General features: G+C 63.4%; 23 protein-coding genes. 16 read left to right on the top strand and 7 right to left on the bottom strand.

Annotated features, from left to right (window positions below):
* Positions 1 to 16: 16 nt before the first annotated feature.
* The 11 genes from QCE88_RS35890 to QCE88_RS35940 all read left to right on the top strand — a co-directional run bounded on the left by QCE88_RS35890 (position 17) and on the right by QCE88_RS35940 (position 11,846).
* Complete coding sequence (locus QCE88_RS35890) at positions 17 to 352, top strand: DUF1493 family protein (RefSeq protein WP_309910299.1); 336 nt, start codon at positions 17 to 19, stop codon at positions 350 to 352.
* A 29-nt stretch (positions 353 to 381) separates the two neighbouring features.
* Positions 382 to 756, top strand: coding sequence for a DUF1493 family protein (locus QCE88_RS35895; protein WP_309910300.1), 375 nt, complete (start codon positions 382 to 384; stop codon positions 754 to 756).
* The gene (locus QCE88_RS35900) at positions 753 to 1,142 is read left to right on the top strand and encodes a DUF1493 family protein (RefSeq protein WP_309910302.1); all 390 of its coding nucleotides are present in this window, start codon (positions 753 to 755) and stop codon (positions 1,140 to 1,142) included. Before QCE88_RS35895 ends, QCE88_RS35900 begins: the two co-directional genes overlap by 4 nt.
* 133 nt (positions 1,143 to 1,275) lie before the next feature.
* Entirely contained in the window at positions 1,276 to 2,010 is a 735-nt protein-coding gene (locus QCE88_RS35905; protein WP_309838060.1) for an ABC transporter ATP-binding protein, read from the top strand.
* Positions 2,011 to 2,082: 72 nt separating this feature from the next.
* On the top strand, positions 2,083 to 2,919 hold the full coding sequence (locus QCE88_RS35910) for a ThiF family adenylyltransferase (protein ID WP_309910303.1): 837 nt from the start codon (positions 2,083 to 2,085) through the stop codon (positions 2,917 to 2,919).
* A gap of 159 nt (positions 2,920 to 3,078) precedes the next feature.
* On the top strand, positions 3,079 to 5,004 hold the full coding sequence (locus QCE88_RS35915) for a potassium transporter Kup (RefSeq protein WP_409018277.1): 1,926 nt from the start codon (positions 3,079 to 3,081) through the stop codon (positions 5,002 to 5,004).
* A 115-nt stretch (positions 5,005 to 5,119) separates the two neighbouring features.
* Positions 5,120 to 7,120: an acyl CoA:acetate/3-ketoacid CoA transferase gene (locus QCE88_RS35920; RefSeq protein ID WP_309910304.1), complete on the top strand. Its 2,001-nt coding sequence runs from the start codon at positions 5,120 to 5,122 to the stop codon at positions 7,118 to 7,120.
* Positions 7,121 to 7,561: 441 nt separating this feature from the next.
* Positions 7,562 to 8,680 carry a hypothetical protein gene (locus tag QCE88_RS35925; RefSeq protein WP_309910305.1) on the top strand — a complete coding sequence of 373 codons (1,119 nt, stop codon included), beginning with the start codon at positions 7,562 to 7,564 and terminating at the stop codon, positions 8,678 to 8,680.
* Between the two features lie 34 nt (positions 8,681 to 8,714).
* Positions 8,715 to 9,713: an SGNH/GDSL hydrolase family protein gene (locus QCE88_RS35930; RefSeq protein WP_309910307.1), complete on the top strand. Its 999-nt coding sequence runs from the start codon at positions 8,715 to 8,717 to the stop codon at positions 9,711 to 9,713.
* Between the two features lie 5 nt (positions 9,714 to 9,718).
* Positions 9,719 to 11,551, top strand: a complete 1,833-nt coding sequence (locus QCE88_RS35935) for a carbamoyltransferase (RefSeq protein ID WP_309910308.1) — start codon at positions 9,719 to 9,721, stop codon at positions 11,549 to 11,551.
* Positions 11,544 to 11,846 carry a hypothetical protein gene (locus QCE88_RS35940; protein WP_309910310.1) on the top strand — a complete coding sequence of 101 codons (303 nt, stop codon included), beginning with the start codon at positions 11,544 to 11,546 and terminating at the stop codon, positions 11,844 to 11,846. Before QCE88_RS35935 ends, QCE88_RS35940 begins: the two co-directional genes overlap by 8 nt.
* Positions 11,847 to 11,908: 62 nt before the next feature.
* Here the strand turns inward: QCE88_RS35940 and QCE88_RS35945 are convergent, their stop codons facing one another.
* Positions 11,909 to 13,408, bottom strand: a complete 1,500-nt coding sequence (locus tag QCE88_RS35945) for an amino acid permease (protein WP_309911024.1) — start codon at positions 13,406 to 13,408, stop codon at positions 11,909 to 11,911.
* Between the two features lie 411 nt (positions 13,409 to 13,819).
* On the opposite strand from QCE88_RS35945, the gene QCE88_RS35950 reads away from it, so the two are divergent.
* Positions 13,820 to 14,476 carry a peroxiredoxin gene (locus tag QCE88_RS35950; RefSeq protein WP_309910311.1) on the top strand — a complete coding sequence of 219 codons (657 nt, stop codon included), beginning with the start codon at positions 13,820 to 13,822 and terminating at the stop codon, positions 14,474 to 14,476.
* A 78-nt stretch (positions 14,477 to 14,554) separates the two neighbouring features.
* Here the strand turns inward: QCE88_RS35950 and QCE88_RS35955 are convergent, their stop codons facing one another.
* The 3 genes from QCE88_RS35955 to QCE88_RS35965 form a co-directional block, all read right to left on the bottom strand.
* Positions 14,555 to 15,028: a ferritin-like domain-containing protein gene (locus tag QCE88_RS35955; RefSeq protein ID WP_309910313.1), complete on the bottom strand. Its 474-nt coding sequence runs from the start codon at positions 15,026 to 15,028 to the stop codon at positions 14,555 to 14,557.
* A gap of 230 nt (positions 15,029 to 15,258) precedes the next feature.
* Complete coding sequence (locus tag QCE88_RS35960) at positions 15,259 to 15,969, bottom strand: FCD domain-containing protein (RefSeq protein ID WP_309910314.1); 711 nt, start codon at positions 15,967 to 15,969, stop codon at positions 15,259 to 15,261.
* 30 nt (positions 15,970 to 15,999) lie between these two features.
* Positions 16,000 to 16,263, bottom strand: a complete 264-nt coding sequence (locus QCE88_RS35965) for a hypothetical protein (RefSeq protein WP_309910315.1) — start codon at positions 16,261 to 16,263, stop codon at positions 16,000 to 16,002.
* Between the two features lie 181 nt (positions 16,264 to 16,444).
* Here QCE88_RS35965 and QCE88_RS35970 point away from each other — a divergent pair, with 181 nt between their 5' ends.
* The 3 genes from QCE88_RS35970 to QCE88_RS35980 all read left to right on the top strand — a co-directional run bounded on the left by QCE88_RS35970 (position 16,445) and on the right by QCE88_RS35980 (position 18,289).
* Positions 16,445 to 17,338, top strand: coding sequence for a ketopantoate reductase family protein (locus QCE88_RS35970; protein WP_309910316.1), 894 nt, complete (start codon positions 16,445 to 16,447; stop codon positions 17,336 to 17,338).
* Positions 17,339 to 17,429: 91 nt separating this feature from the next.
* Positions 17,430 to 17,765, top strand: coding sequence for a DUF4148 domain-containing protein (locus QCE88_RS35975; RefSeq protein ID WP_309910317.1), 336 nt, complete (start codon positions 17,430 to 17,432; stop codon positions 17,763 to 17,765).
* A gap of 146 nt (positions 17,766 to 17,911) precedes the next feature.
* Positions 17,912 to 18,289 carry a DUF427 domain-containing protein gene (locus QCE88_RS35980; RefSeq protein ID WP_309910318.1) on the top strand — a complete coding sequence of 126 codons (378 nt, stop codon included), beginning with the start codon at positions 17,912 to 17,914 and terminating at the stop codon, positions 18,287 to 18,289.
* Between the two features lie 18 nt (positions 18,290 to 18,307).
* Here the strand turns inward: QCE88_RS35980 and QCE88_RS35985 are convergent, their stop codons facing one another.
* A complete protein-coding gene (locus QCE88_RS35985; protein WP_309910320.1) occupies positions 18,308 to 19,201 on the bottom strand; it encodes a LysR family transcriptional regulator ArgP in 894 nt (297 codons plus the stop codon).
* 96 nt (positions 19,202 to 19,297) lie between these two features.
* On the opposite strand from QCE88_RS35985, the gene QCE88_RS35990 reads away from it, so the two are divergent.
* On the top strand, positions 19,298 to 20,425 hold the full coding sequence (locus QCE88_RS35990) for an aminotransferase class I/II-fold pyridoxal phosphate-dependent enzyme (protein ID WP_309910321.1): 1,128 nt from the start codon (positions 19,298 to 19,300) through the stop codon (positions 20,423 to 20,425).
* On the opposite strand, the gene msrA is transcribed toward QCE88_RS35990, so the two are convergent.
* Both msrA and QCE88_RS36000 read right to left on the bottom strand, forming a co-directional pair.
* Positions 20,389 to 21,099: a peptide-methionine (S)-S-oxide reductase MsrA gene (msrA, locus tag QCE88_RS35995; RefSeq protein ID WP_309910322.1), complete on the bottom strand. Its 711-nt coding sequence runs from the start codon at positions 21,097 to 21,099 to the stop codon at positions 20,389 to 20,391. The genes QCE88_RS35990 and msrA overlap by 37 nt on opposite strands.
* Positions 21,100 to 21,142: 43 nt before the next feature.
* A complete protein-coding gene (locus QCE88_RS36000) occupies positions 21,143 to 22,978 on the bottom strand; it encodes a cytochrome c biogenesis protein DipZ (protein ID WP_309910323.1) in 1,836 nt (611 codons plus the stop codon).
* Positions 22,979 to 22,980 lie beyond the last annotated feature (2 nt).

A 22,980-nucleotide genomic window follows, 5' to 3' on the forward strand; every position in this document is an offset into this window, starting at 1 on the left:
GTTGGAGGCAGTCGTCTTGAACCACGGCTACAAGTCAGGTCATCAGCCTCTTGTCCTCAGTGACCGTCTGGACGAAGACCTTGAAATGCTTCCAGAGTCGGCGGCGGATCTGCTCGAAGAGTATTTCGAACGCTTCACCGTCGATCTGGGCGATTACGACTTCAATCGATACTTTCCGTACCGCGGAATCAGAATTCCTTTCCTGACAAAGTGGCTGCTCAAACGGTGGGGCGTTATCGATTATAAAGAGGCGCAGCCATTGACTCTCGCAATGCTCCAGCACGCTATCGATATTGGCAGATGGGACACTGACGAGCTGCGACGAGTCGGCGAAGAGAGTAAGTGCCCGTGAAGTCTTGCAGAACGCCACAGGTCGATCACATGACAGAACCCTTGGCACTCTCCGCTGACCTTGAGGGAATGATTCGCAAGCATGGACACAATCCAAAATGTTCACTATTCAAGCCGAGTCACAGTCTGTTGGAAGATCTCGAAATGTCCCCCGAAGCCTTAGAGGATTTCTTCGTGGAGTATTTCGAACGATTTGCCGTCGATCCAGGCGATTTCGCTTTCAATCGCTACTTCCCGTTCCAGGGAATCAGAATTCCGTTTCTGACCAAGTGGCAGTTCAAGAGATGGGGCATTGTCGACTACCGGGTTGCGGAACCGCTGACCCTCGGGATGCTCCAGCACGCAATCGACGTGGGCAGATGGGACACTGACGCGCTGCGGCGCATCGGCAATCCAAGCTCTTGACTACAAATGCAATGACGCAACCATTAGCACTCTCGCCTGATTTTGAGGCGCTGATTCAAAATTACGGCTGTAACCCAAAACGCCAGCCATTCAAACTGAGTGACCGGCTGGAAGAAGATCTTCAGATGGCGCCGGAGGACATAGAGGACCTACTTGCGGAATATTTCGAACGCTTTGCTATCGACTGGGGCGATTTTGCTTACAACCGCTACTATCCGTTCCGCAGTATCAGAATTCCAATTCTGACGAAGTGGCTGTTCAAGAGGCGGGGACTGGTCGACTACCGGGTTGCAGAACCCCTGACCCTCGGCATGCTTCAGCACGCAATCGACATGGGCAGATGGGACACCGACGCCCTGCGCCGCATCCGCGACCCAATCACCTGATCCAAGCGAGGGCCGTTGCTAATAGACCAGCGCGCACCACGGGTATCTAATCAGAAAAAGCAACCGCAAAAAGCACCCCGAAAAAAGCACCCACCGCACAACCCGCGCCGAAGACGAAGAGAGCCCGCCCACGATGCTGACCATCAACAACCTCCACGCCGGCTACGGCAAAGTCAAGGTCCTGCACGGCATCTCGCTTCACGTGCCGAAAGCAAAAGTCGTCACCTTGATCGGCTCGAACGGCGCGGGCAAGACCACGACCATGCGCGCCATCTCCGGCATGATCAAGGCGACCGACGGCGAGATCACCATGGGCGTCGGCAGCAACACCCGGCGTATCGACTCGCTCGACTCCCACCGTATCGCGCGCCTGGGTCTTGCGCATTCTCCCGAAGGCCGCCGCGTCTTCGCGACGATGTCCGTCACCGACAACCTCCTGCTCGGCGCTTTCCCACGCCTGACATGGTCGCGTCCGAAGGGCGATGTGGACGCCGATCTCGAACGCGCGATCGAACTGTTCCCGCGGCTGAAGGAACGTCGCCATCAACTGGCCGGCACGCTCTCAGGCGGCGAACAGCAGATGCTCGCCATGGCGCGCGCGATCATGCTGAACCCGGATCTCGTGCTGCTCGACGAACCGTCGATGGGCCTCGCGCCCATTCTCGTCGACGAAGTCTTTCGCATCATTGAGCGCCTGAAGGCGGACGGCGTCACGATGCTGCTGGTCGAACAGTTCGCGGCGGCCGCGCTCAACGTGGCCGACTACGGCTACGTGCTGGAAAACGGCCGGGTCGCCACACATGGCCCGGCGGAGCAGTTGCGCAACGACCCCTCGGTCAAGGCGGCCTACCTCGGCGCGAGCCACTGATCCTGGCGAACCGCACTATCATGGAGGAGGCACGCGCTTTCCGCGGTGCCTACCTTTGCGCAAGGAGCAGCCATGATCAGCGGCAAGACCACTCTCATCGCCCATCTCGGCTACCCGACCGAAGCCTTCAAGGCGCCGATGATCTACAACCCGTGGTTCGACAAGCAGGGCATCGATGCAGTCGTCATGCCGATGGGTGTCAAACCGGACGATTTCGTCGCCTTCCTGCCGCAGTTGTTCAAGCTCACCAACATTCGCGGCGCGCTCGTTACGATGCCGCACAAGATCACGACCCTCGGCCTGATGGATGAAGTCAGCCCGACCGCGCGCATCGCCGGCGCGTGCAACGCCATCCTGAAGCGCCCGGACGGCACCTTGCTGGGCGATCAGTTCGACGGCGCGGGCTTCGTGCGCGGCGTCGAACGCAAGGGTTGCAAGCTCGACGGGGCGCGCGTGCTGGTGCTGGGCAGCGGCGGCGTCGGTTCGCCGATTGCCGCATCACTCGCCGCCGCCGGTGTTGCCGAACTGGCGGTCTTCGACATGAACACGGCATCGGTGGAAGGACTCGCGTCGCGGCTGCGTGAACACTATCCGCAGCTGACCGTGCGCACCGACACCAAAGACCCCGCCGGTTTCGACGTGATCGTCAACGCGACGCCGCTCGGCATGAAAGAGGGCGATCCCCTGCCGTTCGATATCGACCGCATCGCGCCTTCTACCTTCGTCGGCGAAGTGGTGATGAAGTCGGAATACACGCCGCTGCTGCGTGCGGCCATGGACAAAGGCTGCAAGGTGCAAGTAGGCACCGACATGCTGTTCGAAATGATTCCCGCCTATCTCGAGTTCTTCGGCTACGGCACGGCAAGCGCCGACGACCTGCGCGCCGTCGCGCAGATCCGCTACGCCTGAGTTGCACCGCACTAACCCGAACACAAGCACGAACACCAGCACGAACACGAACACAAGCCCGCAACCGTCCCTATACTGCTATCGAGACAAGGCAGACGCTCATCCTCTGACAAATCGGCCGCCGCACGCGCTGCGGCCCGTAAAACGCAGGGAGGAATCATGGGATCGACTGCACCCGGCATGCCGGCCGGCGACCCGCACGCGTCCGGTTCGCACGGCCGCGCGGCGTGGGCGGGGCTCTCGCTGGCGGCGCTCGGCGTCGTGTACGGCGACATCGGCACGAGCCCGCTGTACACCCTCAAAACCGTGTTCGATCCCGCAGGCGGGCTCGCCTTGCAGCCAGCCAACGTCATCGGCATCGTCTCGCTGATCTTCTGGTCGCTCACACTGATCGTCTCGCTCAAATACGTCACGCTGATCCTGCGCGCCAATAACCACGGCGAAGGCGGCATCATGGCGCTGCTCGCGCTCGCGGCGTCGTCGGTCGAATCGAAGAAGCGCCTCAAGCAGGCGCTGTTGCTGATCGGCGTGATGGGCGCCGCACTGTTCTATGGCGACGGCGTCATCACGCCGGCGATCTCGGTGCTCAGCGCAGTGGAAGGGCTCGAAGTTGCCGCGCCCGGCCTGCAGCCCTATGTCGTGCCCGTGACGCTCGTCGCGCTGGTCGCGCTGTTCCTGATGCAGAAGCACGGCACGTCGGGCATCGGCGCGGTGTTCGGGCCGGTCATGGTGCTGTGGTTCGTGATTCTGGCCGTGTCGGGCGTCGTGAACATCGTGGCCATGCCGAAGATTCTCGCCGCGCTCGATCCGCTCGAAGGGCTGGCGTTCTGCGTGCATCATCGCTGGCTCGCGTTCGTGGCGCTCGGCGCCGTGGTGCTCTCGCTGACTGGCGCCGAAGCGCTCTATGCCGACATGGGTCACTTCGGCGCACTGCCGATCCGCCTTACCTGGTTCGCGGTGGTCTTTCCGGCGCTCGCGCTCAATTATCTCGGTCAGGGCGCGCTGCTGATTGCCGATCCAACGGCGCTGCAGAATCCGTTCTACCGGATGTTCCCATCGTGGATGCTGTATCCGATGGTGGTGCTGTCGACCATCGCGACCGTCATCGCCTCGCAGGCGGTCATTTCCGGCACGTATTCGATGACCAAGCAGGCCATGCAGCTCGGCTTCCTGCCGCGCATGAGCGTCGTGTACACCTCTGCGCGGGAGATCGGCCAGATCTATGTGCCGGGCATCAACTGGACCTTGCTGCTGGCGGTGGTGGCCGCCGTGCTGGGCTTCGGCTCGTCGACGGCGCTCGGCTCCGCGTACGGCATCGCCGTGACGGGCACGATGCTCATCACCACCGTGCTGACCTTCTTCGTGATCCGCTATGCGTGGCATTTGAACTGGGCCCTGTGCCTCTTCGCGACCGCGTTCTTCTTCGTGATCGACGCCATGTTCTTCTCGGCGAACCTGCTCAAGATCGCGGAGGGCGGCTGGTTTCCGGTGGCAATCGGCCTCGTGATGTTCACCATCATGGCCACCTGGGGACGCGGCGCCCAACTGATGGTGCAGGAAGCGCGCGTGCGCGCGGGCACGATGCCGCTGCAGCAGTTTCTGTCGAATCTGCATGCGCAGGCGCCGGCGCGCGTGGAGGGCACGGCGATCTTCATGTCGAACGATCCGAACGGCGTGCCGCATTCGCTGCTCAACAATCTGATGCACAACCGCGTGCTGCACGAACACACGGTCTTCCTGACCGTCGCGACCGCGCCGGTGCCGTGGGTCGAGGAAGGGCGCCGCGTCTCGTTGCAGCCGCTCGGCGACGGCTGTTTCCAGTTGACCGTGAACTATGGCTTCAAGGACGAAGTGGACCTGCCCGCCGCGCTGGAGAAGTGCCGTCCGTCGGGGCTCAAGTTCGATCGCGCGACGATCTCCTATTTCCTGTCCCGCGCAACCGTGGTGCCGACGCCGGGCCAGGGCATGGCGTTATGGCGCGAGCGGCTCTTCGCGGTCATGCTGCACAACGTGGGCAATGTCGCGGCTTACCTGCGCCTGCCCGCCGATCGCGTGATCGAACTGGGCGCGCGCGTCGAGATATGACGGCGGAAATCGGCTGATTTGCGGGCGCCCCACACAGGCAGGCACGTCCGGATCAGGTCAGACTTCACGAGGCATGCACTCGACGCACACCAGATCACGTCAACCAGGAGACGCCATGACCGCCAGCAGCCCGCCGACCCGCCAGCCGTTTCCTTCCACCGCACGGCTCGTCGAGCGCGGCAAGATCGTGTCGGCGCACGAGGCCGTGCGGCTGATCCGTTCCGGCGATACCCTCGCGACGAGCGGCTTCGTCGGCATCGGCTTTGCCGAGGAAGTGGCGCTGGCGCTGGAAGAACGCTTTCGCGAGAGCGCCGAGCCCATTGCGGACCTGACGTTGGTGTATGCGGCGGGCCAGGGCGATGGCCGGGTAAAGGGCCTCAACCATCTGGCGCACGAAGGCTTGGTCAAGCGCGTGATCGGCGGGCACTGGGGGCTCGTGCCGGGCTTGCAGAAGCTCGCCATCGACAACCGGATCGAAGCCTACAACCTGCCGCAAGGCGTGATTTCGCAGCTGTTCCGCGACATCGCCGCGCATCGTCCCGGTCAGCTCTCGCGCGTCGGTCTCGGTACCTTCGTCGATCCGCGTCACGGCGGCGGCAAGCTGAACGCACGCACCACCGAAGACATCGTGCGGCTCATGCCCATCGACGGCATCGAGTACCTGTACTACCAGACCTTCCCGATCGATGTCGCGATCGTGCGCGGCACCACCGCCGACCTCAACGGCAACGTGACGATGGAAAAAGAAGCGCTGACGCTGGAAGCGCTGTCCATCGCGATGGCCGCGCGCAATTCGGGCGGCATCGTGATCGCGCAGGTCGAGCGGCTGGCGGAATCCAACACGCTCAATTCGCGTCAGGTGAAGATCCCCGGCGTGATGGTGGATTGCGTCGTGCTCGCGCGGCCGGACCATCACTGGCAAACCTTCGGCGAGCCCTACAGCGCGGCATTCGCAAGCGAACTGCGCGTGGCCGCGAGTTCGGTGCCGCCGATGCCGCTCACCGAACGCAAGATCATCGCCCGCCGCGCCGCGTTCGAATTGATGGCCAACAGCGTCGTGAATCTCGGCATCGGCATGCCGGAGGGCATCGCGAGCGTCGCGAACGAAGAGCAGGTCATCGACCTTTTCACGATGACCACCGAGCCGGGCGTGATCGGCGGCATTCCGGCGGGCGGCCTCAACTTCGGCGCGGCCACCAACACGCAGGCGATCATCGACCAGCCCTATCAGTTCGACTTTTATGACGGCGGCGGTCTCGACATCGCGTTCCTCGGTCTCGCGCAGGCCGACCGCGAAGGCAATCTGAACGTCAGCAAGTTCGGCCCCAAGCTGGCGGGCGCGGGCGGGTTCATCAACATCAGCCAGGCCGCGAAGAAAGTGGTGTTCGTCGGCACCTTCAATGCGGGCAAGCTGGATCTCGCGATAGAAGACGGCCAGTTGCGCATCCATCGCGACGGCGATTGCGTCAAGTTCGTGGACGCGGTGGAGCACCGTACCTTCAGTGGCCGGTACGCCGCCGAGCGCGGCCAGACCGTGCTCTATATCACCGAACGCTGCGTGTTCGAACTCACGGAACACGGGCTGCGGCTGACAGAAGTGGCGCCGGGTGTGGATATCGAGCGGGACATCGTCGCAAGGATGGGGTTCGCCCCGCTGATGGACCCGCCGCCGCGCCTGATGGACGAACGCATCTTTCGCGATGCACCGATGGGCTTGCGCACGCTCCTGCTGCGGCTGGATCTGTCGGAACGCTTCAGTTACGACGCGGAGAAGAATCTGTTCTTCATCAATTTCGAAGGACACGAAGTGCAGAATGCAAGCGACGTCGAGGCGATCCAGCGCGAAGTCGAGAAGCAGTTGAGCGGCGCGAGGGCGCGTCCGCATGCCATCGTGAACTACGACAACTTCTCGATCCGTCCCGACATGCTCGACGCCTATTCGGAGATGGTCACGCGTCTGGTCAACACGCTGTACGAGCGCGTAACGCGCTACACCACCAGCAGTTTCCTGCGCCTCAAGCTGGGCGATGCGCTGAAGCGCCGCGGACTTGCGCCGTATATCTACGAAAGTCCCGAAGAAGCGCGCGAACACGAATCCCGGCGCGCGGCGGAATGAAAGCCGGCGTTCAAGCGGGGTCGCGCAGCGGCCATTTCATAGCGCCTATCGGCCACGGCCGGCTGGCGCGATGCACAAAAACGGCGCTGAAAACGCACCTTGAAAGCGCCCGGAAGCCCCATGAACAGGCGCTCTGCACGATCATGATGCATCGCACCGGGTCAAGCGGCACGCTTTGAGCCGCTTGCGGCTTTGTGGCTTTCCGCACATCGGCCCGTCAACGCGCTGAAGAAAATGTTTTCACTCCGGAAAGCTGCGCGGATTCGCAAACGCAAAACCCGCCGCAGTACGCGAGGAAAGCGCCGCGCAAGACCCGCGGCGCGCGCCGGATAGCACTTCTATTCTGAACCGAAGCCATCGCGGACAGGCGCATGTGCGCCGCGCGAGGACAGTCGTCGTGCGTGCCGATTCTTGCCTGGACAGTCGCATCCGGGACTCGGCATGACGCACACGGGGGCCGAGATGAATGCGCTGGATCAGCTTGCGTGCCATGCGAATCAGTGGGTGCTGTCCGATGCGTGGTATTTCGATTCGCTCACGCACCGTTTCGTGCGCGGCGACCTGGAGATAGACGGCGATCGCATCGCACGGATTCTTGCCCCGCGCGAGTCCGTACGCACGGACCGTTTCGACGCCGGCGATCTCGTCTGCGTCCCCGGCCTCATCGACGCCGACGCGGGCATCGCGCCCGGCGCATGGCCCGAGCACTCGAATCTGCTTCTCACGCACGGCATCACCACCGCCGGCTCGTTCCAGCGCGGTTTTCCTGATGCCTGCGCATTCGCGGGTAGCGGCGGCCTGCGCCGGCTGATCTACGTCGAACTCGACGAGCCGCCGCAAGCCGACCTGCACGCCTCGTTCGACACACCCGATCCGCGCTGCATGCTCCTGCCCGCCGTGGTGCCCGCGCGCATCTGGTCGGCTGCGTCGCTGCTTGCGGTAGCGTCGGCGGCGGAGCGTCTGCGCAAGCGCCTGTGCGTGAAGCTGTGTCCTTCGCATGACGACGAGCGCGAGTATCGGCAGACGCGCTACTTCACCGAGGTCGGGCTGCTGTCCTACCTGTCGATCCTGAGCCGCGAGACCACGCTGTTCGGTCCCGCCGACGTGTCGCGCCAGGACGCGGCGTTCATCGCGGAAACGGATGTGAATCTCGTGTGCGGTGCGCCGCTCGTGCGGGCCTCGCTGGTCGAGCATCGAATCTGGGCACATTGGCTCAACGCCCGCGCGCTGGCCTGCTCGTTCGATGCCGCCGCGCTGCACCGGCTCGCGCAGGGCGCGGAAGAGATGGGCGCCTGTCCGGCCGCCGCTTGCGATGCGTGGATCGACTCGCTCACGCACGGCGCGGCGCGCGCGCTCGGCTTGCGCGATCTCGGCTCGCTTGCCGTGGGCATGCGCGCCGATCTGTGCCTGTATGACCGGCCGCACGCATGGCAAGGCGGCGAGGGCAGCGCGGGCTTCGCGCATCTGCTTGCGTCATCGAGTCCGCGTCACGTCTATGTCGATGGCGTGGCGGAAGTCGTGAACGGTGTGCGCGCGGGCGAACTGGCCGTCGCGGGATAAGCAATGACGCCCCACGGGCGAACCGGAGAGATCGATGAATGCACGCGCAGAAGCGCCGCCCTTGCACCGCCAGCTCATGCAGTACGACGAGATGTTCGGCTATCGCTTCGTGCCAGGTTTGAAGCTGCGGATCCCGCATGAGGGCGGCGGCTATCTCGTCAAGACGAACGGCGCGGGCTTCCGCTGCAATCACGAAGCCACACCGCAGAAGAGCCACGCGCGCCGCGTGCTGGTCTTTGGCGATTCCTTCACGGCCGGCGACGGCGTCAGCAACGGCAAGCGCTATTCCGACGTACTGGAAGACAACCTGCCCGACACGGAAGTGCTCAACTTCGGCCTGTCTGGCAGCGGCACGGACCAGCAATATCTGGTGTATCGCGAGTTCGCGAAGAAGATCGAGTTCGATGCCGTCGTCATCAGCGTGCTGGTGGAGAACATCCAGCGCAATGTCCTGAAGCATCGTGAATGGTCGGACCGCGAGGGCGCGCCGCTCTATGTGCCGAAGCCGTGGTTCGAGCTGTCGGACTGTGGCGCGATTGACCTGCAGGGCGTGCCTGTGCCGCAGCCGTTTCATCGCGAGGCGGATCAGACGCCGGCGCCCGGCGGCGGCCTGTTCTCCAAGGCGCGTCAGATGGTGAACGGCATGGGGCCGGAGTTCAAGGACAAGGTGCAGAAGCTCACGCGCTTCCAGCCCGTGCCCGAATACGATTCGCCCGACAGCCACGCGTGGAAGCTGCTGCGCGCGATCCTGCTGCACTGGCGCGCCGAAGTGAAGGTGCCGGTGCTGATCGCCGTGCTGCCGGTGTATCAATACGTCGAGAAGACGGCGAGTTATGCGAACGTGCGCAAGCGTTTCGACGAACTGGCGGCCGAGTGCGGCGCGCCGGTGCATCACGTCGTGGACGACCTGTGGAAGTTCGACGACGAGACGCGCCGGGGCTTCCGCTTTCGCGGCGACGTGCACATGACACCGCCCGCGCATCGGGCGGTGGGGGAAGCCTTGGCCAATCAGCTTCGAAACATCATCGGATAACGACAATGGCACGCTACGTACTCGGCATCTCGGCGTTTTATCACGACTCGGCGGCGGCGATTCTCAAGGACGGCGAGATCGTCGCAGCGGCGCAGGAAGAGCGCTTCACGCGCAAGCGCCACGATCCGGGCTTTCCGGCGGGCGCGATCAACTACTGTCTCGAAGAGGCGGAGATCGACGGCACGGATCTCTCGGCCATTGCGTTCTATGACGATCCGGCGCTGACCGCGGACCGCATCATTCGCTCGTCGATTGCCTTCGCGCCCGAGTCGCAGGCCTTCTTCACGAAAGCGGTCAAGTCCTTCTTCGGCGTCAAGCCGTACTTCAAGGAACAGATCCGCGCAATGCTCGCGTGCGACGACGTGCCGATCTATTTCTCGCGACATCATTATTCGCATGCGGCGTCGGCGTTCTTTCCTTCGCCGTTCCAGGAAGCGGCGGTGTTGTGCGTGGACGGCGTCGGCGAATGGTCGACGACCAGTCTCGGCTTCGGCAGCGGTTCGAAGCTCGATATCCTGAAGGAAATCCGCTATCCGCATTCACTCGGGCTGCTGTATAGCGCCTTCACGTTCTATTGCGGCTTCAAGGTCAACAGCGGCGAATACAAGCTGATGGGCCTCGCGCCCTATGGCAAGCCGGTCTATGCCGACAAGATTCGCCAGCATCTCATCGATATCAAGGCAGACGGCTCCTTCCGTCTCGATCTCGATTACTTTGACTTCCATCGCGGCCTTGCGCTGACCAACGCACGCTTTCATGACCTGTTCGGCGGTCCGCCGCGCACGCCCGAATCGCGCATCACGCGGCGCGAGATGGACCTCGCGGCATCGATCCAGGCGGTCACCGAGGAAGTCATGGTGAAGCTGTGTGTCGGGCTGAGGCAACTCACCGGCGCAAGCAAGCTGTGTCTCGCGGGTGGCGTGGCGCTCAATTGCGTCGCCAACGGCAAGATCCTGCGCGAAGGCATTTTCGACGAGATCTGGATTCAGCCCGCCGCCGGAGACGCAGGCGGCGCCATTGGCGCGGCCTATCTCGCCGACTTCAACGTGCTCGGCGGAACGCGTCCCGAAGTCGCACCGCATGGCGATTCACAAAGCGGGAGTTTCATCGGACCGGCGTATCGCGACGATGAAATCCTCTCCTTCATGCAGCGTCAGGGCGCGGTGTTTCATGCGCTGCCGGAAGGCGAAGAGGGCGCGCAGCAGGTGGCGTCGCTGCTGGCGCAGGAGAAGATCGTCGGCATGTTCTCGGGGCGCATGGAGTTCGGCCCGCGTTCGCTGGGCGCACGTTCCATCCTCGGGGATCCGCGTGCCGCCGATACCCAGTCGCGCATGAACCTGAAGATCAAGTTTCGCGAGTCGTTCCGCCCGTTCGCGCCCATCGTGCTGAAGGAGCGCGCAGCCGACTATTTCGATATCGACGCGGACAGTCCCTACATGCTGCTGGTCGCGCCGGTGAAAGAGACGCATCGCGTCACGCCGAAGGACGCCGCGGATCCGGAGGACATGCTGGAGATCGTCAATGCGGTGCGCAGCGACGTGCCCGCGATCACGCACGTCGACTACAGCGCGCGCATCCAGACCGTGACGCACGATGTGAATCCACGCATGTTCTCCGTGCTGCGCGCATTCGATGAACTCACCGGCTGCCCGGTGCTCGTGAATACGTCGTTCAACGTGCGCGGCGAGCCGATTGTGTGCACGCCGGAGGACGCTTACCGTTGTTTCATGCGCACCGAGATCGACGCGCTCGTGCTGGGCAACTACATTCTCTATCGCGACGAGCAGGCTGCGGTCGAGATGGATGAATCCTGGAAGAAGGAGTATGAACTTGACTGATGCCGACCTGAACCAGTTCTTCGCCACACGGCTCGCGCCCTTGAAGCCCGAAGTCGAAGGCTTCATTCCCACGGCCTTCGACGCTGACTGCGCGTCCTATCTGCAGGATGTCTTCGAGCCGGAGCCCATCGTGAGCGAGGACGACATGATCGCCTCGCTCGTGGACATCTGGAGGCGCCAGGGGCTCGACTCGCTCGCGGCGCTCGAAGCAGAATGGCGCAGTATGGCGGGTGAACTGCGCGCCACGGATGAGGAAACTCAGCAGGTGTCGAACTTCATTTACGCCATGTACTGAGCGCTTTCGACGCTTGGAAAGATGGAGCCGCCTGATCAGGCGGCTCTTTCACATCTGACGTATCAGCGACGCGCCGGCTGCCCGTCGCGCTGATCGCGCAGTCTGCTGTGACGGATGCCGTACACGAAATAGATGACGACGCCGATCGCCATCCACACCACGAGCCGGATCCACGTATCGGCGGGCAGCCCCGACATCAGGAACAGCGACGACAACGCGCCCAGCGGCGCGACCACATACACCGCCGGCGTCCTGAACGAGCGCTTGAGCTCGGGCTGCGTGATACGCAGCACCAGCACGCCGATGCAGACCACCATGAAGGCGAACAGCGTCCCAATGCTCACCAGTTCGCCAACCAGCCCGATGGGCAGCAATCCCGCGAGCACCATCACGATGAGGCCGGTGATGATCGTCGTGATGTAGGGCGTGTGAAAGCGCGGATGAATCTTCGATGCGAACGGCGGCAGCAAGCCGTCTCTCGACATCGAATAGAAGATGCGCGGCTGGGACAGCAGCAGCACGAGGATCACCGAGGTCAGGCCGAAGATCGCCCCGAGCTTGACGATGGGCGAGAGCCAGCGCATGCCGATGGCATCGACGCCCACCGCGATCGGGTCCGACACATTGAGCTTGTCGTAGGGCACGATGCCCGTGAGCACATAGGCGACGAGCACGTAGAGAATCGTGCAGATGGTGAGCGAGCCGAGCAGCCCGATGGGCATGTCGCGTTTCGGGTTCTTGGTCTCCTGCGCGACGCACGACACCGAATCGAAACCGATATAGGCAAAGAACACCACCGCCGCGCCGCGCAACACGCCGCTCATGCCGAACACGCCGGATTCACCCGTATTGGGCGGAATGAACGCGCCGGTCGGGTTCTTCGCGGTAACCCAGTGGCCGGTATCCACGTAAGCGATGCCGGCGCCGATGAAAGCCAGCACGATCAGCACCTTGATGAGCACGATGAAGCTGTTCACGCGCGCCGACTCGCGTATGCCGAACACGAGCAGCAGGGTGATCAGTCCGACGATCACCATGGCCGGGATGTTGAGCACGCCGCCGGCATGGCTCCAGCCGTGTCCCGGTTCATACGAGAACGGCGCCTGTGCAAATTGCGCCGGTACGTCGACGCCGAATGAATGCAGGAAACTCACGACATAACCGGACCAGCCGATTGCAACAGTCGTCGCGCCCACTGCATATTCGAGTATCAGATCCCAGCCGATGAGCCAGGCGATGAGTTCGCCCATCGTCGCGTAGGCATAGGTATAGGCGCTGCCGGATACCGGCACCGTGGAGGCCATCTCGGCGTAACAGAGTCCCGCCAGCGCACAGACGATCGCGCCGAGCACGAAGGATAGAATGATCGCCGGACCGGCATTGGTGGCCGCCGCATGGCCCGTCAGCACGAAGATGCCTGCGCCGATGATGCAGCCTATGCCCAGCATCACGACGTCCAGCGAACTGAGCGAACGTTTCAGCGCGTGGCCGCCGTGTTCCTGAAGGGCGTCATCGGTCGCGTCGGCTTCGTCCTGCAGCGTAGCGATGGATTTTCTTTGCATGACGGTCACGATCGCCTCCTGTGCGGCGGCAGGGCGGCCGCGCCACGTGGCACGGCGAAGGCTGTCCGCCTGTTCGAATGCGGGATCTTGCGCGGTCCTGCCACTTCTTCTTGTTACCACGTCGTTCCGTAATAGCAGATTTCACCGTCGAATTCGAGCGACGCCTCGTCGGCAGGTCTGCAAAACAGCACGAAGGCAGCAGGAAACGTGCCGCAGCGTAACGGGTGTTCACGTCGAACCGCAGCGCGACAAGGCCACACGGCGTGCAAGGGCTTTGGAAGCCGGAAGCGCGTGCCCGGCGTCGCGCTCTATAATCGGCGTGACTGTTGCACTTTCAGTGTTTTCAACCCGGAAACCATTCCTGCCCCATGCGGAATGTTCACCGGTTCTTTCTATATGTGGAGATTAGATATGGCTATTCGCATTGGTGATGAAGCGCCCGATTTCACGGCGGAAACGACCGAAGGCACGATTCGCTTTCACGAGTGGATTGGCGACCACTGGGCGATCCTGTTCTCGCATCCGAAGGACTTCACACCGGTCTGCACCACCGAGCTCGGCTACATGGCCAAACTCAAGCCCGAATTCGACAAGCGCAATACCAAGGTCATCGGTCTTTCCATCGACCCCGTCACGAATCACGCGCAATGGGCGAAGGATATCGAGGAAACGCAGGGCAGCGCGGTCAACTATCCGATGATCGGCGACGCGGACCTGAATGTCGCGAAGCTCTACGACATGATCCATCCGAACGCGAGCGGCGGCAGCCCGCGCACCGCCAACGACAATGCAACGATTCGCGCCGTGTTCCTGATCGGTCCGGACAAGAAGGTGAAGGCCACCTTCACGTATCCGATGAGCGCGGGCCGCAACTTCGACGAAGTGCTGCGTTTGCTGGATGCGTTGCAGGTCAACGCGAAGCATGCGGTGGCCACGCCGGTGAACTGGAAGCCGGGCGATGACGTGATCATTCCCACGTCGGTATCGGACGACGATGCGAAGAAGAAGTACCCGGATGGCTTCAAGACACTGAAGCCTTATCTGCGCACGGTCGCGCAGCCGAAGTAAGCGTCGTTCGCTTCGCGTCGATGAAGCGCCGGGCCGCAACGAGCGGCGCCGGCGCTTTTTGCTTGTGCAGCGTGGCGATCAGTTGTGACCGGTGCGGCGTTCGGGCGCGGTATCGACTTCGCCGGGCCGACGCAGCATCTTGTCGACTTCGCCCGCATGCAGCTCTTCGACCTGGATCATCTGTCGCGCATACTCTTCCAGTGCGACCGACCGGTCTTCCACGATCCGAAGCAATTCGCGATAGTGACCCAGCGCCACCTGCTCGGACTGGAGCGATTCGCGCAGGATCGTCGTGATATCGAATGTGTGGGTATCGAGCAGCGGTCCAATCGTCAGCGACGGATACGCGCCCAGCGTGGTGATCCATTCGCCGGCCTGATGCGCATGCATCAGCGACTCGTCGGCTTGCGCGCGCAACCACGACACAATGGGAATACGGCCGAAGCCGAACACCAGAAACGAGTAGTGGGTGTAGCGCACGACGCCTGCGAGTTCGGATTCGAGAATCCGGTTCAGGACGCCGACGACCTGTTCCTTGTCGAGCTCTGCCATTCCTGCCTCCGTGTCTTGAACGTAGGTCAACGCACGAGCGCGCCGCAGGACGGACGCGCATGCATGCTCGCACGCGGGGCGTCACCTGGGGCTTCACTCATTGTAGTCACGCGAACGGCGCATGCGAGGCGAAAGCGCCGCCCGTGACGCACGGAGGCGCGCAAGATGCGCTCCCGGCTTGCAGGAGCAGCTTTGCGGCAGTGCAGAAGAAAGCAGCTTGAAGCAGGACGTCAGACCAGCTCTTCCGTCCACAGCGAAGCACTGCGCGCGAGCACCTGGGTCATCGCTTCGCGTGCGGCATCGCTGTCGTTGAGTTCGATCGCGCGCACGAGGCGGCCATATTCGCCGAGCTGACTCTCAGAGACGCGCGGCAGCGCATGCGGCTGCGTGCGCAGCGTCGCCTTCATCGTCTTGATGCCGATGCGCACGACACAACCCATCTGCCGCAGCAACTCGTCGCCGCTCGCGTCGACGATGGCCGCCTGCAACGCATCCTCCGCCGTGGACTGCAGCGGCTCGGTCGGGCTCGTGTGCAGGAGCTTCTGAAACGCCCCGTTGATGGCAATGCGCTGATGGCGGTTTGCACGGGTCGAGGCCAGCGCTGCCGCGGGTGGATCCACCAGCGTGCGGAACTCCATCAGGCGGCGCACGAAGTCCGGATCGGGCTGGACGCGCAGACGCCATTCGGCGACCTCGGCATCCATCACGAGCCACTCGCTGACCGGCTTGATGCGCGTGCCGGTCTTCGGCCGCACATCGAGCATGCGACGCGAGATCAGCACGCTCAGCGCTTCGCGCATGATGGTGCGGCTCACGCCGTGCTTCTTCGAAAGCAGCACTTGCGGCGGCAGGACATGGTCCTGATATTCACCGTTCACGATGCTTGCGACGAGTTGATTCACCACGCGCTTGACGAGCGATGCTTCATAACCATGATTCATGTTTTTTGTTCTCGTGAAATCGCCCACGCTTCAAGGCTTCCGGCCGCTCATCCCCGAACGGTTGTTCCGCGCCTTTTCGAATTCCGGCAGCGTGCACCTCGCGCCTTCATGCGCTTCCATGCGCCCGCGACGTGCCTGCCCTGCGGCCTGCCGTGTATTGATCCCCGGGATCACTGTCGACGATGCGCTTCCGAATGCGTCCAGATTCTGGCGCTCGGCTCCGGTGCGGACGGCATCGTTAATCCACTGAAAGAAGCGTATATCCGTATGGCCTGATTTAACAATATGGTTCACCGCGAATTCGACTGACTATGGTGCGTCCGCACACAAAATTGCGGCGATAGCCAACATGACGCGATTTGCTTCGACAGGCGCAAGCGTTTGCGCATCTTCGCTCTCGTGACGCAAGGGACGGACGCTTCGCTGTGTTACCGTGGCGAGCCACTACAACGCCATGCAATCAGGAGAAGGCGATATGAAAGTCGCAGTGATGGGCGCGGGCGCGGTCGGCTGTTATTACGGCGGCATGCTGGCGCGCGCGGGTCACGAGGTCGTGCTGATCGCGCGGCCACACCATGTGGAGGCGATCGAACGTGAAGGACTGCGGCTCGATACGCAGCAGTTCGACGAGCGCGTGCACGTCTCGGCCAGCACGCAGGCGAGCGCGGTGAAGGGCGCGCATCTCGTGCTCTTCTGCGTGAAGTCCACTGATACCGAGAGCGCCGCTCGCGCACTTGCTCCGCATCTCGAACGCGACGCGCTGTTGCTCTCGCTGCAGAACGGCGTCGAGAATGCAGCGCGTCTGCGCGAGATACTGCCGCAGGAAGCGGCGGCCGCCGTGGTGTACGTCGCGTCCGAAATGGCCGGTCCCGGACATATCCGGCATCACGGCCGTGGTGAACTCGTGATCGAGCCATCGACGCGAAGCGAGGACGTGGCACGCGCATTCATCGAAGCGGGTGTGCCCACTGAAATCTCCGACAACGTACGCGGCGCGCTCTGGGCCAAGCTCGTGCTGAACTGCGCTTACAACGCGCTCTCGGCCATCACGCAACTGCCTTATGGAAAGCTGGTTCAGGGCGAGGGCGTCACGCGCACGATGCGCGACGTGGTGGATGAATGTCTGGCCGTTGCAAAGGCTGAAGGCGTCATCATTCCGGGCGACGTGGATGCCGCGGTGAGCCGCATCGCGGACACCATGCCGAACCAGTTCTCGTCCACGGCGCAGGATCTCGCGCGCGGCAAGCTCAGCGAGATCGACCATCTGAATGGTCTGATCGTGCGGCGCGGCGAGGCGCACGGTGTGCCGACCCCGGCCAATCGCGTACTGCATACGCTTGTCAGGCTGATTGAAAGCAAGAGGGCCTAGGGGTTTCCCTGGCGGTCTGGCACGGCCGATGCTGAGTATGAAGCACGCGCAGAAAAATCTCTGCGCGATGTCTACATACCGGAGGATCACCATGAAATCCTTGATCAAGGCCGTGGCCGTAGCCGCCGTTGTGGTGGCGCCGGCCCTTTCATTCGCACAGTCCGATTCGACCGTGACGCGCGCCCAGGTGAAGCAGGACCTGCGACAGGTGGAAGCTGCGGGCTACGATCCGTCGAAGTCGGATCAGACTTCATATCCGCAGGATATCCAGGCCGCGGAGGGCCGTGTGCAGCGCCAGAACGGCAACGCCTATAACGCCGACACGAACGCATACGGCGGCGCGCGGGCGGGCACGTCAGCGGCCGGCATGCGCTCGATGCCCCCGATGGACAACGACGGCACCAAGCCGGTCTATTTCGGCCGCTGATCCTTTATAGCCCCTCAGCGGGGCTGGCAAGCAAAGCGCAATCGCGGAAACGCGGCTGCGCTTTCGTCGTTTGTGCAAGCATCGCGCGAGGGCGCTACCATCGATTCGTTTGCGCGCATTGGGCGCGCGTCGAGAGGCCGAGACTCATGGACAAAGCCGTAAAGATTCCTGGACCTGATCATCCGATCACTATCGAACGCAGTCCTTCGCGCGTGGTGGTGAAGGCTGGCGGCCGCGTGATTGCGGACACAACCGAAGCGCTCTCGTTGCGTGAGAGTACCTATCCCGAAGTGCTCTATGTGCCGCGCAAGGACGTGGACATGGCGCAACTCGAACGCACCGCGCACACCACCTATTGCCCTTACAAAGGCGAGTGCAGCTATTACAGCATCACTGCGGGTGGACAGAAGTCAGCCAATGCGGTGTGGACCTACGAGACACCCTATGAAGCGGTCGCGACGATCAAAGACCATCTCGCTTTCTACAAGGATCGCGTGGATTCCTTTGACACGCTGGAGCGCTGAGCGTCTCGCAAGCGCCTCTCAGTCGAGCAACAGCCTGGCATGGCGCTTCAGCATCGCGCTGAAGTCGTCCAGCCAGCCGACCGCCAGGCGCCAGCTTTGCCAGTGCAGATCGACATCGAAGCGCACGCCCGGCGACATCTCCACCAGCTCGCCGCTTTCCAGTTCGCGGGCAATAAGCCGTCGCGGGCACATGCCCCAGGCCATGCCCGCGGTACACGCGCTCACGAAGCCCGCGCCGTGCGGCACGACGTGAGCGGGTGGATGGATGTCCGCGCGCGTCACGCGCCGGATGAAACGCCGCTGTAATTCATCCTTGTCGTTGAAATTCACGCACGGGGCCTGACGCAAGGCATCGCGTGTAAGACCGTGCGCAAAATGCCGCGCGAAATAGGCGGGCGCGCAGACCGCGCTATAGCGCATGCGTCCGAGTTTGATCGAACGCCAGCCGGGCACGGGCTCGGCCAGCGTGGTGACCGCGCCTTGTACATCGCCGTCACGGATGCGTTGCGCCGTGTGATCCTGATCGTCGACGACGAGATCTAGCAGCACCTCCCGCTCGACGCAAAACTCCGCAGCCGCCGCGAGGAACCATGTGCTCATGCTGTCGTCGTTCACGGCGATGCGCAGCCGCGCACGTCGCTCGCCCGACACACCGGGCAGGGCCGGCATGCGTCCGCCGAGTTCCGCCTCGAGCAACTGGACGCGTTCCGTGTGACGGCATAGCAAGGCACCGGACGCGGTAGCCTCGCAGGGCTGTCCGCGCCGTACCAGCAGACTGCCGACGCGCTCTTCGAGGAGCTTCACCCGTTGCGATACCGCCGAGGGGGTGACACTCAGCTCGCGCGCGGCACGTTCGAACGAACCTGTGCGGACAACGGCCAGCAGCGCATTCAGAAGGGCATAGTCGAGCATTAGCGTTCCTTGATCGGGATTAGAAACATTAGCTTTGTGAAGGTGCGTCGAACGCGCAGACTACGGCTTTATTCAAACCTGATCAAGCCACGCATCATGCAACCGACGCCATTCAAGCTGGAACGCTACTTCGCGCAACACGAGTTCACCGCGCGCCATTTGCTGTGCAGTTCAGATCCGGAATCGATGTCGGTCGGCGAACTGCTCGACTTCGAACCGGACGCACTCGACGGACTCCGCGACACCTGGCTCGGCTATACCGAGTATCCCGGCGCGCCGGCATTGCGCCGTGAACTGGCAACGCTGTATGAGAGCGTGAGTGCGGACCAGATCATCGTGCATACGGGCGCGCAGGAAGCCATCTATTCGTTCATGAAGTCGATGCTCGCGCCGGGCGACCACGTGATCGTCCAGATGCCGGGCTATCAATCGCATTATTCGGTGGCGGAGGCATCAGGCGTGCAAGTGTCGGCGTGGATGGCGAGCGAGACGCATGGCTGGGCGCCCGATATCGACGCACTGGAGACGCTCGTCACGCCCGCTACGCGCGCGCTCGTGATCTGCGCGCCGCACAATCCGACGGGCTATCTGCCGTCGCGCGAAGCATTCGAACAGATCGTCGATTTCGCCCGGCGGCGCGGGCTATGGCTTTTCAGCGACGAGGTGTATCGCGGGCTGGAGCACGATTCCGCCGATCGCCTGCCCGCCGCCTGTGACGTTTATGAACGCGCCGTATCGCTCGGCGCGCTTTCGAAGACGCACGGACTGGCGGGCCTCCGCGCTGGCTGGATCGCGACGCGCAGCGCCGAGGTGCTCGAACGCATGAGCACGTTCAAGGACTATCTCACCATCAGCAACAGCGCGCCGAGCGAATATCTGGCCACGCTTGCCGTGCGCCACAGCGACGCGCTGCTGACACGCAACCTGGAGATCGTGCGCGGCAATCTCCGGCTGCTCGACGACTTCTTCCCGCGTCATGCGCAACGTGTCGAATGGCATCGCCCGCGCGCGGGGACGATCGGCTTCGTGCGTCTGAAGCAGGGCGATGCCGCGCGCTTCTGCTCCGAACTGCTCGAACAGACCGGCGTGCTGCTGCTGCCGTCCACGCTCATCGATCACGGCGATGCGCACGTGCGCCTCGGCTTCGGTCGTCGCAACCTGCCCGAGGCGCTCGCCATCCTCGACGCCTACCTGGACGCGACCGTCACCAGCACCGCGTCCTGACGCCAGACACCCGGGAACATCTGCTTGAGGTTGCCTACCTTGGGCAGATCGTTGATCGCGATATACGGGCTTTCCGGGTGCTCCGTCAAATAGTTCTGGTGATAGCCCTCGGCGGGATAGAAGCCCTTGTAGTCCTCGACTCGCGTCACGATCTTGCCGCCATAAGCATGCGCGCGGTCGAGCTGCGCGATATACGCGGTGGCAATCTCGCGCTGCGCCGCATTCGTCGGGAACACTGCCGAGCGGTATTGCGTGCCGTGGTCGGGGCCTTGATAGTCGAGTTCAGTCGGATTGTGCGCGACCGAAAAGAAGATCTGCAGCAGCTTGCCGTAGCTGACCTGCGCCGGGTCATACGTGATGCGCACGGATTCCGCGTGACCCGTATCGCCTTCGCTCACGCGCTCGTATTGTGCCGTGTTCGCCGCGCCGCCGGCATAACCCGACATCACTTCCTTGACGCCGCGGACGTGCTGGAAGACGCCCTGCACGCCCCAGAAACAACCGCCGGCGAACACGGCGGTTTCGTTATGTACCGCGCCGGCGGTCTCGTCGTGAGCGGGCGGCGGGATCTTCACCGCTTCCTCGCTCGAATGCGCGACGCGCTGCAACGCAAACGCGCCGGCGAACAGCACCGCCACGCTCGCGGCCTTGAAAGACTTGCTGGTTTTCAACATGGACTGCTCCTGATGACACACGCTGCATCCGCTGATGCGGGAATCAACCGAACGTGAACGCGTAAGCCTCGACGCCCGGATCGAGAAATTCGATGGTGAACGTGCGATCCGCAACCGGACCGGTCTGCCGCACGAGCTGGTACAGGCGTTGTTCCTTCACGGTACCACTGCCGTCTGCCTGGATGTCGCTGCCGTGCGCCGCGCCTGGCGCTGCGCCGTCGATACTCACGCGGAAGCGCACCGGCTTGCCATCCTTCGACGGCCCGAGCACGAGATGCAGGTCGCGCGCATGGAACCGGTAGACGATGCGCCCCGACGCGCCTTCCAATGTGGCATGCTCCGCACCCACTTTCCACGCGCCGCCGAGGCCCCAGTCGTTGACATCGAGTGCCTTGGGCGCGGCGTAGTCGTGCAGGCGGTCCGGCGTCTGTCCGCCGGGCGACATGAACTGCGCGGCCCGTTCGTAGCCGATATAGGTTTCCGGCGAGCGCATGTCGGCGTTGTCGGCCTGCATCATCGCGCCCTGGCCGATGGCGGCGTCGTGCTGCGGGGCCGCGGTCATGGCAGCGGACGGCGGCGCGCCATGTCCTGCTTCGGCGAGCAGCTCCTGAATGACATGCTCGGACTCCGCGTAGTCGCCTTCGCCGAAATGGTGATAGCGGATCTTGCCGTTGGCATCGACGAAGTAATGAGCCGGCCAGTATTGATTGTCCAGCGCACGCCAGATGGCGTAGTTGTTGTCGATCGCCACCGGATAGTCGATGCCGAGATCGTGCGTCGCCTTCTTCACGTTGTCGATGTTGCGCTCGAAAGCGAACTCCGGTGCGTGCACGCCGATCACCACGAGTCCCTGGTCGCGATACTTCTGCGCCCACGTCTTCAGATACGGCAGCGTGCGCAGGCAGTTGATGCACGAATAGGTCCAGACATCGACCAGCACCACCTTGCCGCGCAGCGCTTCACGCGTCAGCGGCGGCGAATTGAGCCACTGCACCGCGCCATCCAGCGGCGGCAGCGTGCCTTCTACCGGCAGGGCCGATGCCGCGGTTTTTTGCATGCCAGTGCTGGCGCGCATCATCGCCTGCGGGGCTTCGCCGGCGTCCTGTTTCTGGACGGGAGCAGGTTTTTGCGCCGACATCATCATGGCGCCATTGCCCTTCGAGAGCTTGTCGACGAGCTGCTGTTCGATGCCTGCGGTGGCCACGGTCGAGACGCGGGCGAGCGCGCCCGTGTCGAGGCCGAGCCCGATCGCGACCACGCCGAGCAGCATCGCTGCGCCGAGCCCGCGCCGCACCCATTCGCCGGCGCCGAGCGAGCGCTTCATGGCCGCAAACACCCTTCCGCCGATCAGCAGCGCCACCGCCAGCGAAGTCGCCGCGCCGGCCGCATAGGCGAGCAGCAGCAGGGTCGTGCCTACGCTTGCGCCATGCAGCGCAGCACCGGTCAGCACGAGGCCGAGGATCGGGCCGGCACAGGGCGCCCACAGCAGGCCCGTCGCGATGCCGAGCAGCACCGAGCCGCCGATGCCAGGCTTGCCGTCGCCATGCTCGGCGTACGCCGTCAGACGGTTGCCCAGCGTGACCAGCGGATGCATCACACGGTCGGCGAGGCGCGGCAGCAGCAGCGTCAGGCCGAACACGGCAAGCAGCGCGATCGCGGCCCAGCGGCCATACTGGTTCGCCTGCGTCACCCAGCCGCCGCCCACGGCGGCGAGTGTCGCGACGCCCGCGAATGTCAGGCCCATGCCGGCGAGCAGGGGCAGCCCGCTACGCACGAAGGACTGATCCGCCCGCGCGAACACGAAGGGAAGGACCGGCAGGATGCACGGGCTGAGAATCGTCAGCGCGCCGCCGAGATAGGCCAACACGATCAGCAACATGA

This window comes from Caballeronia sp. LZ035 (assembly GCF_031451175.1).
In the GTDB taxonomy this organism is placed as follows: Bacteria; Pseudomonadota; Gammaproteobacteria; order Burkholderiales; family Burkholderiaceae; genus Caballeronia.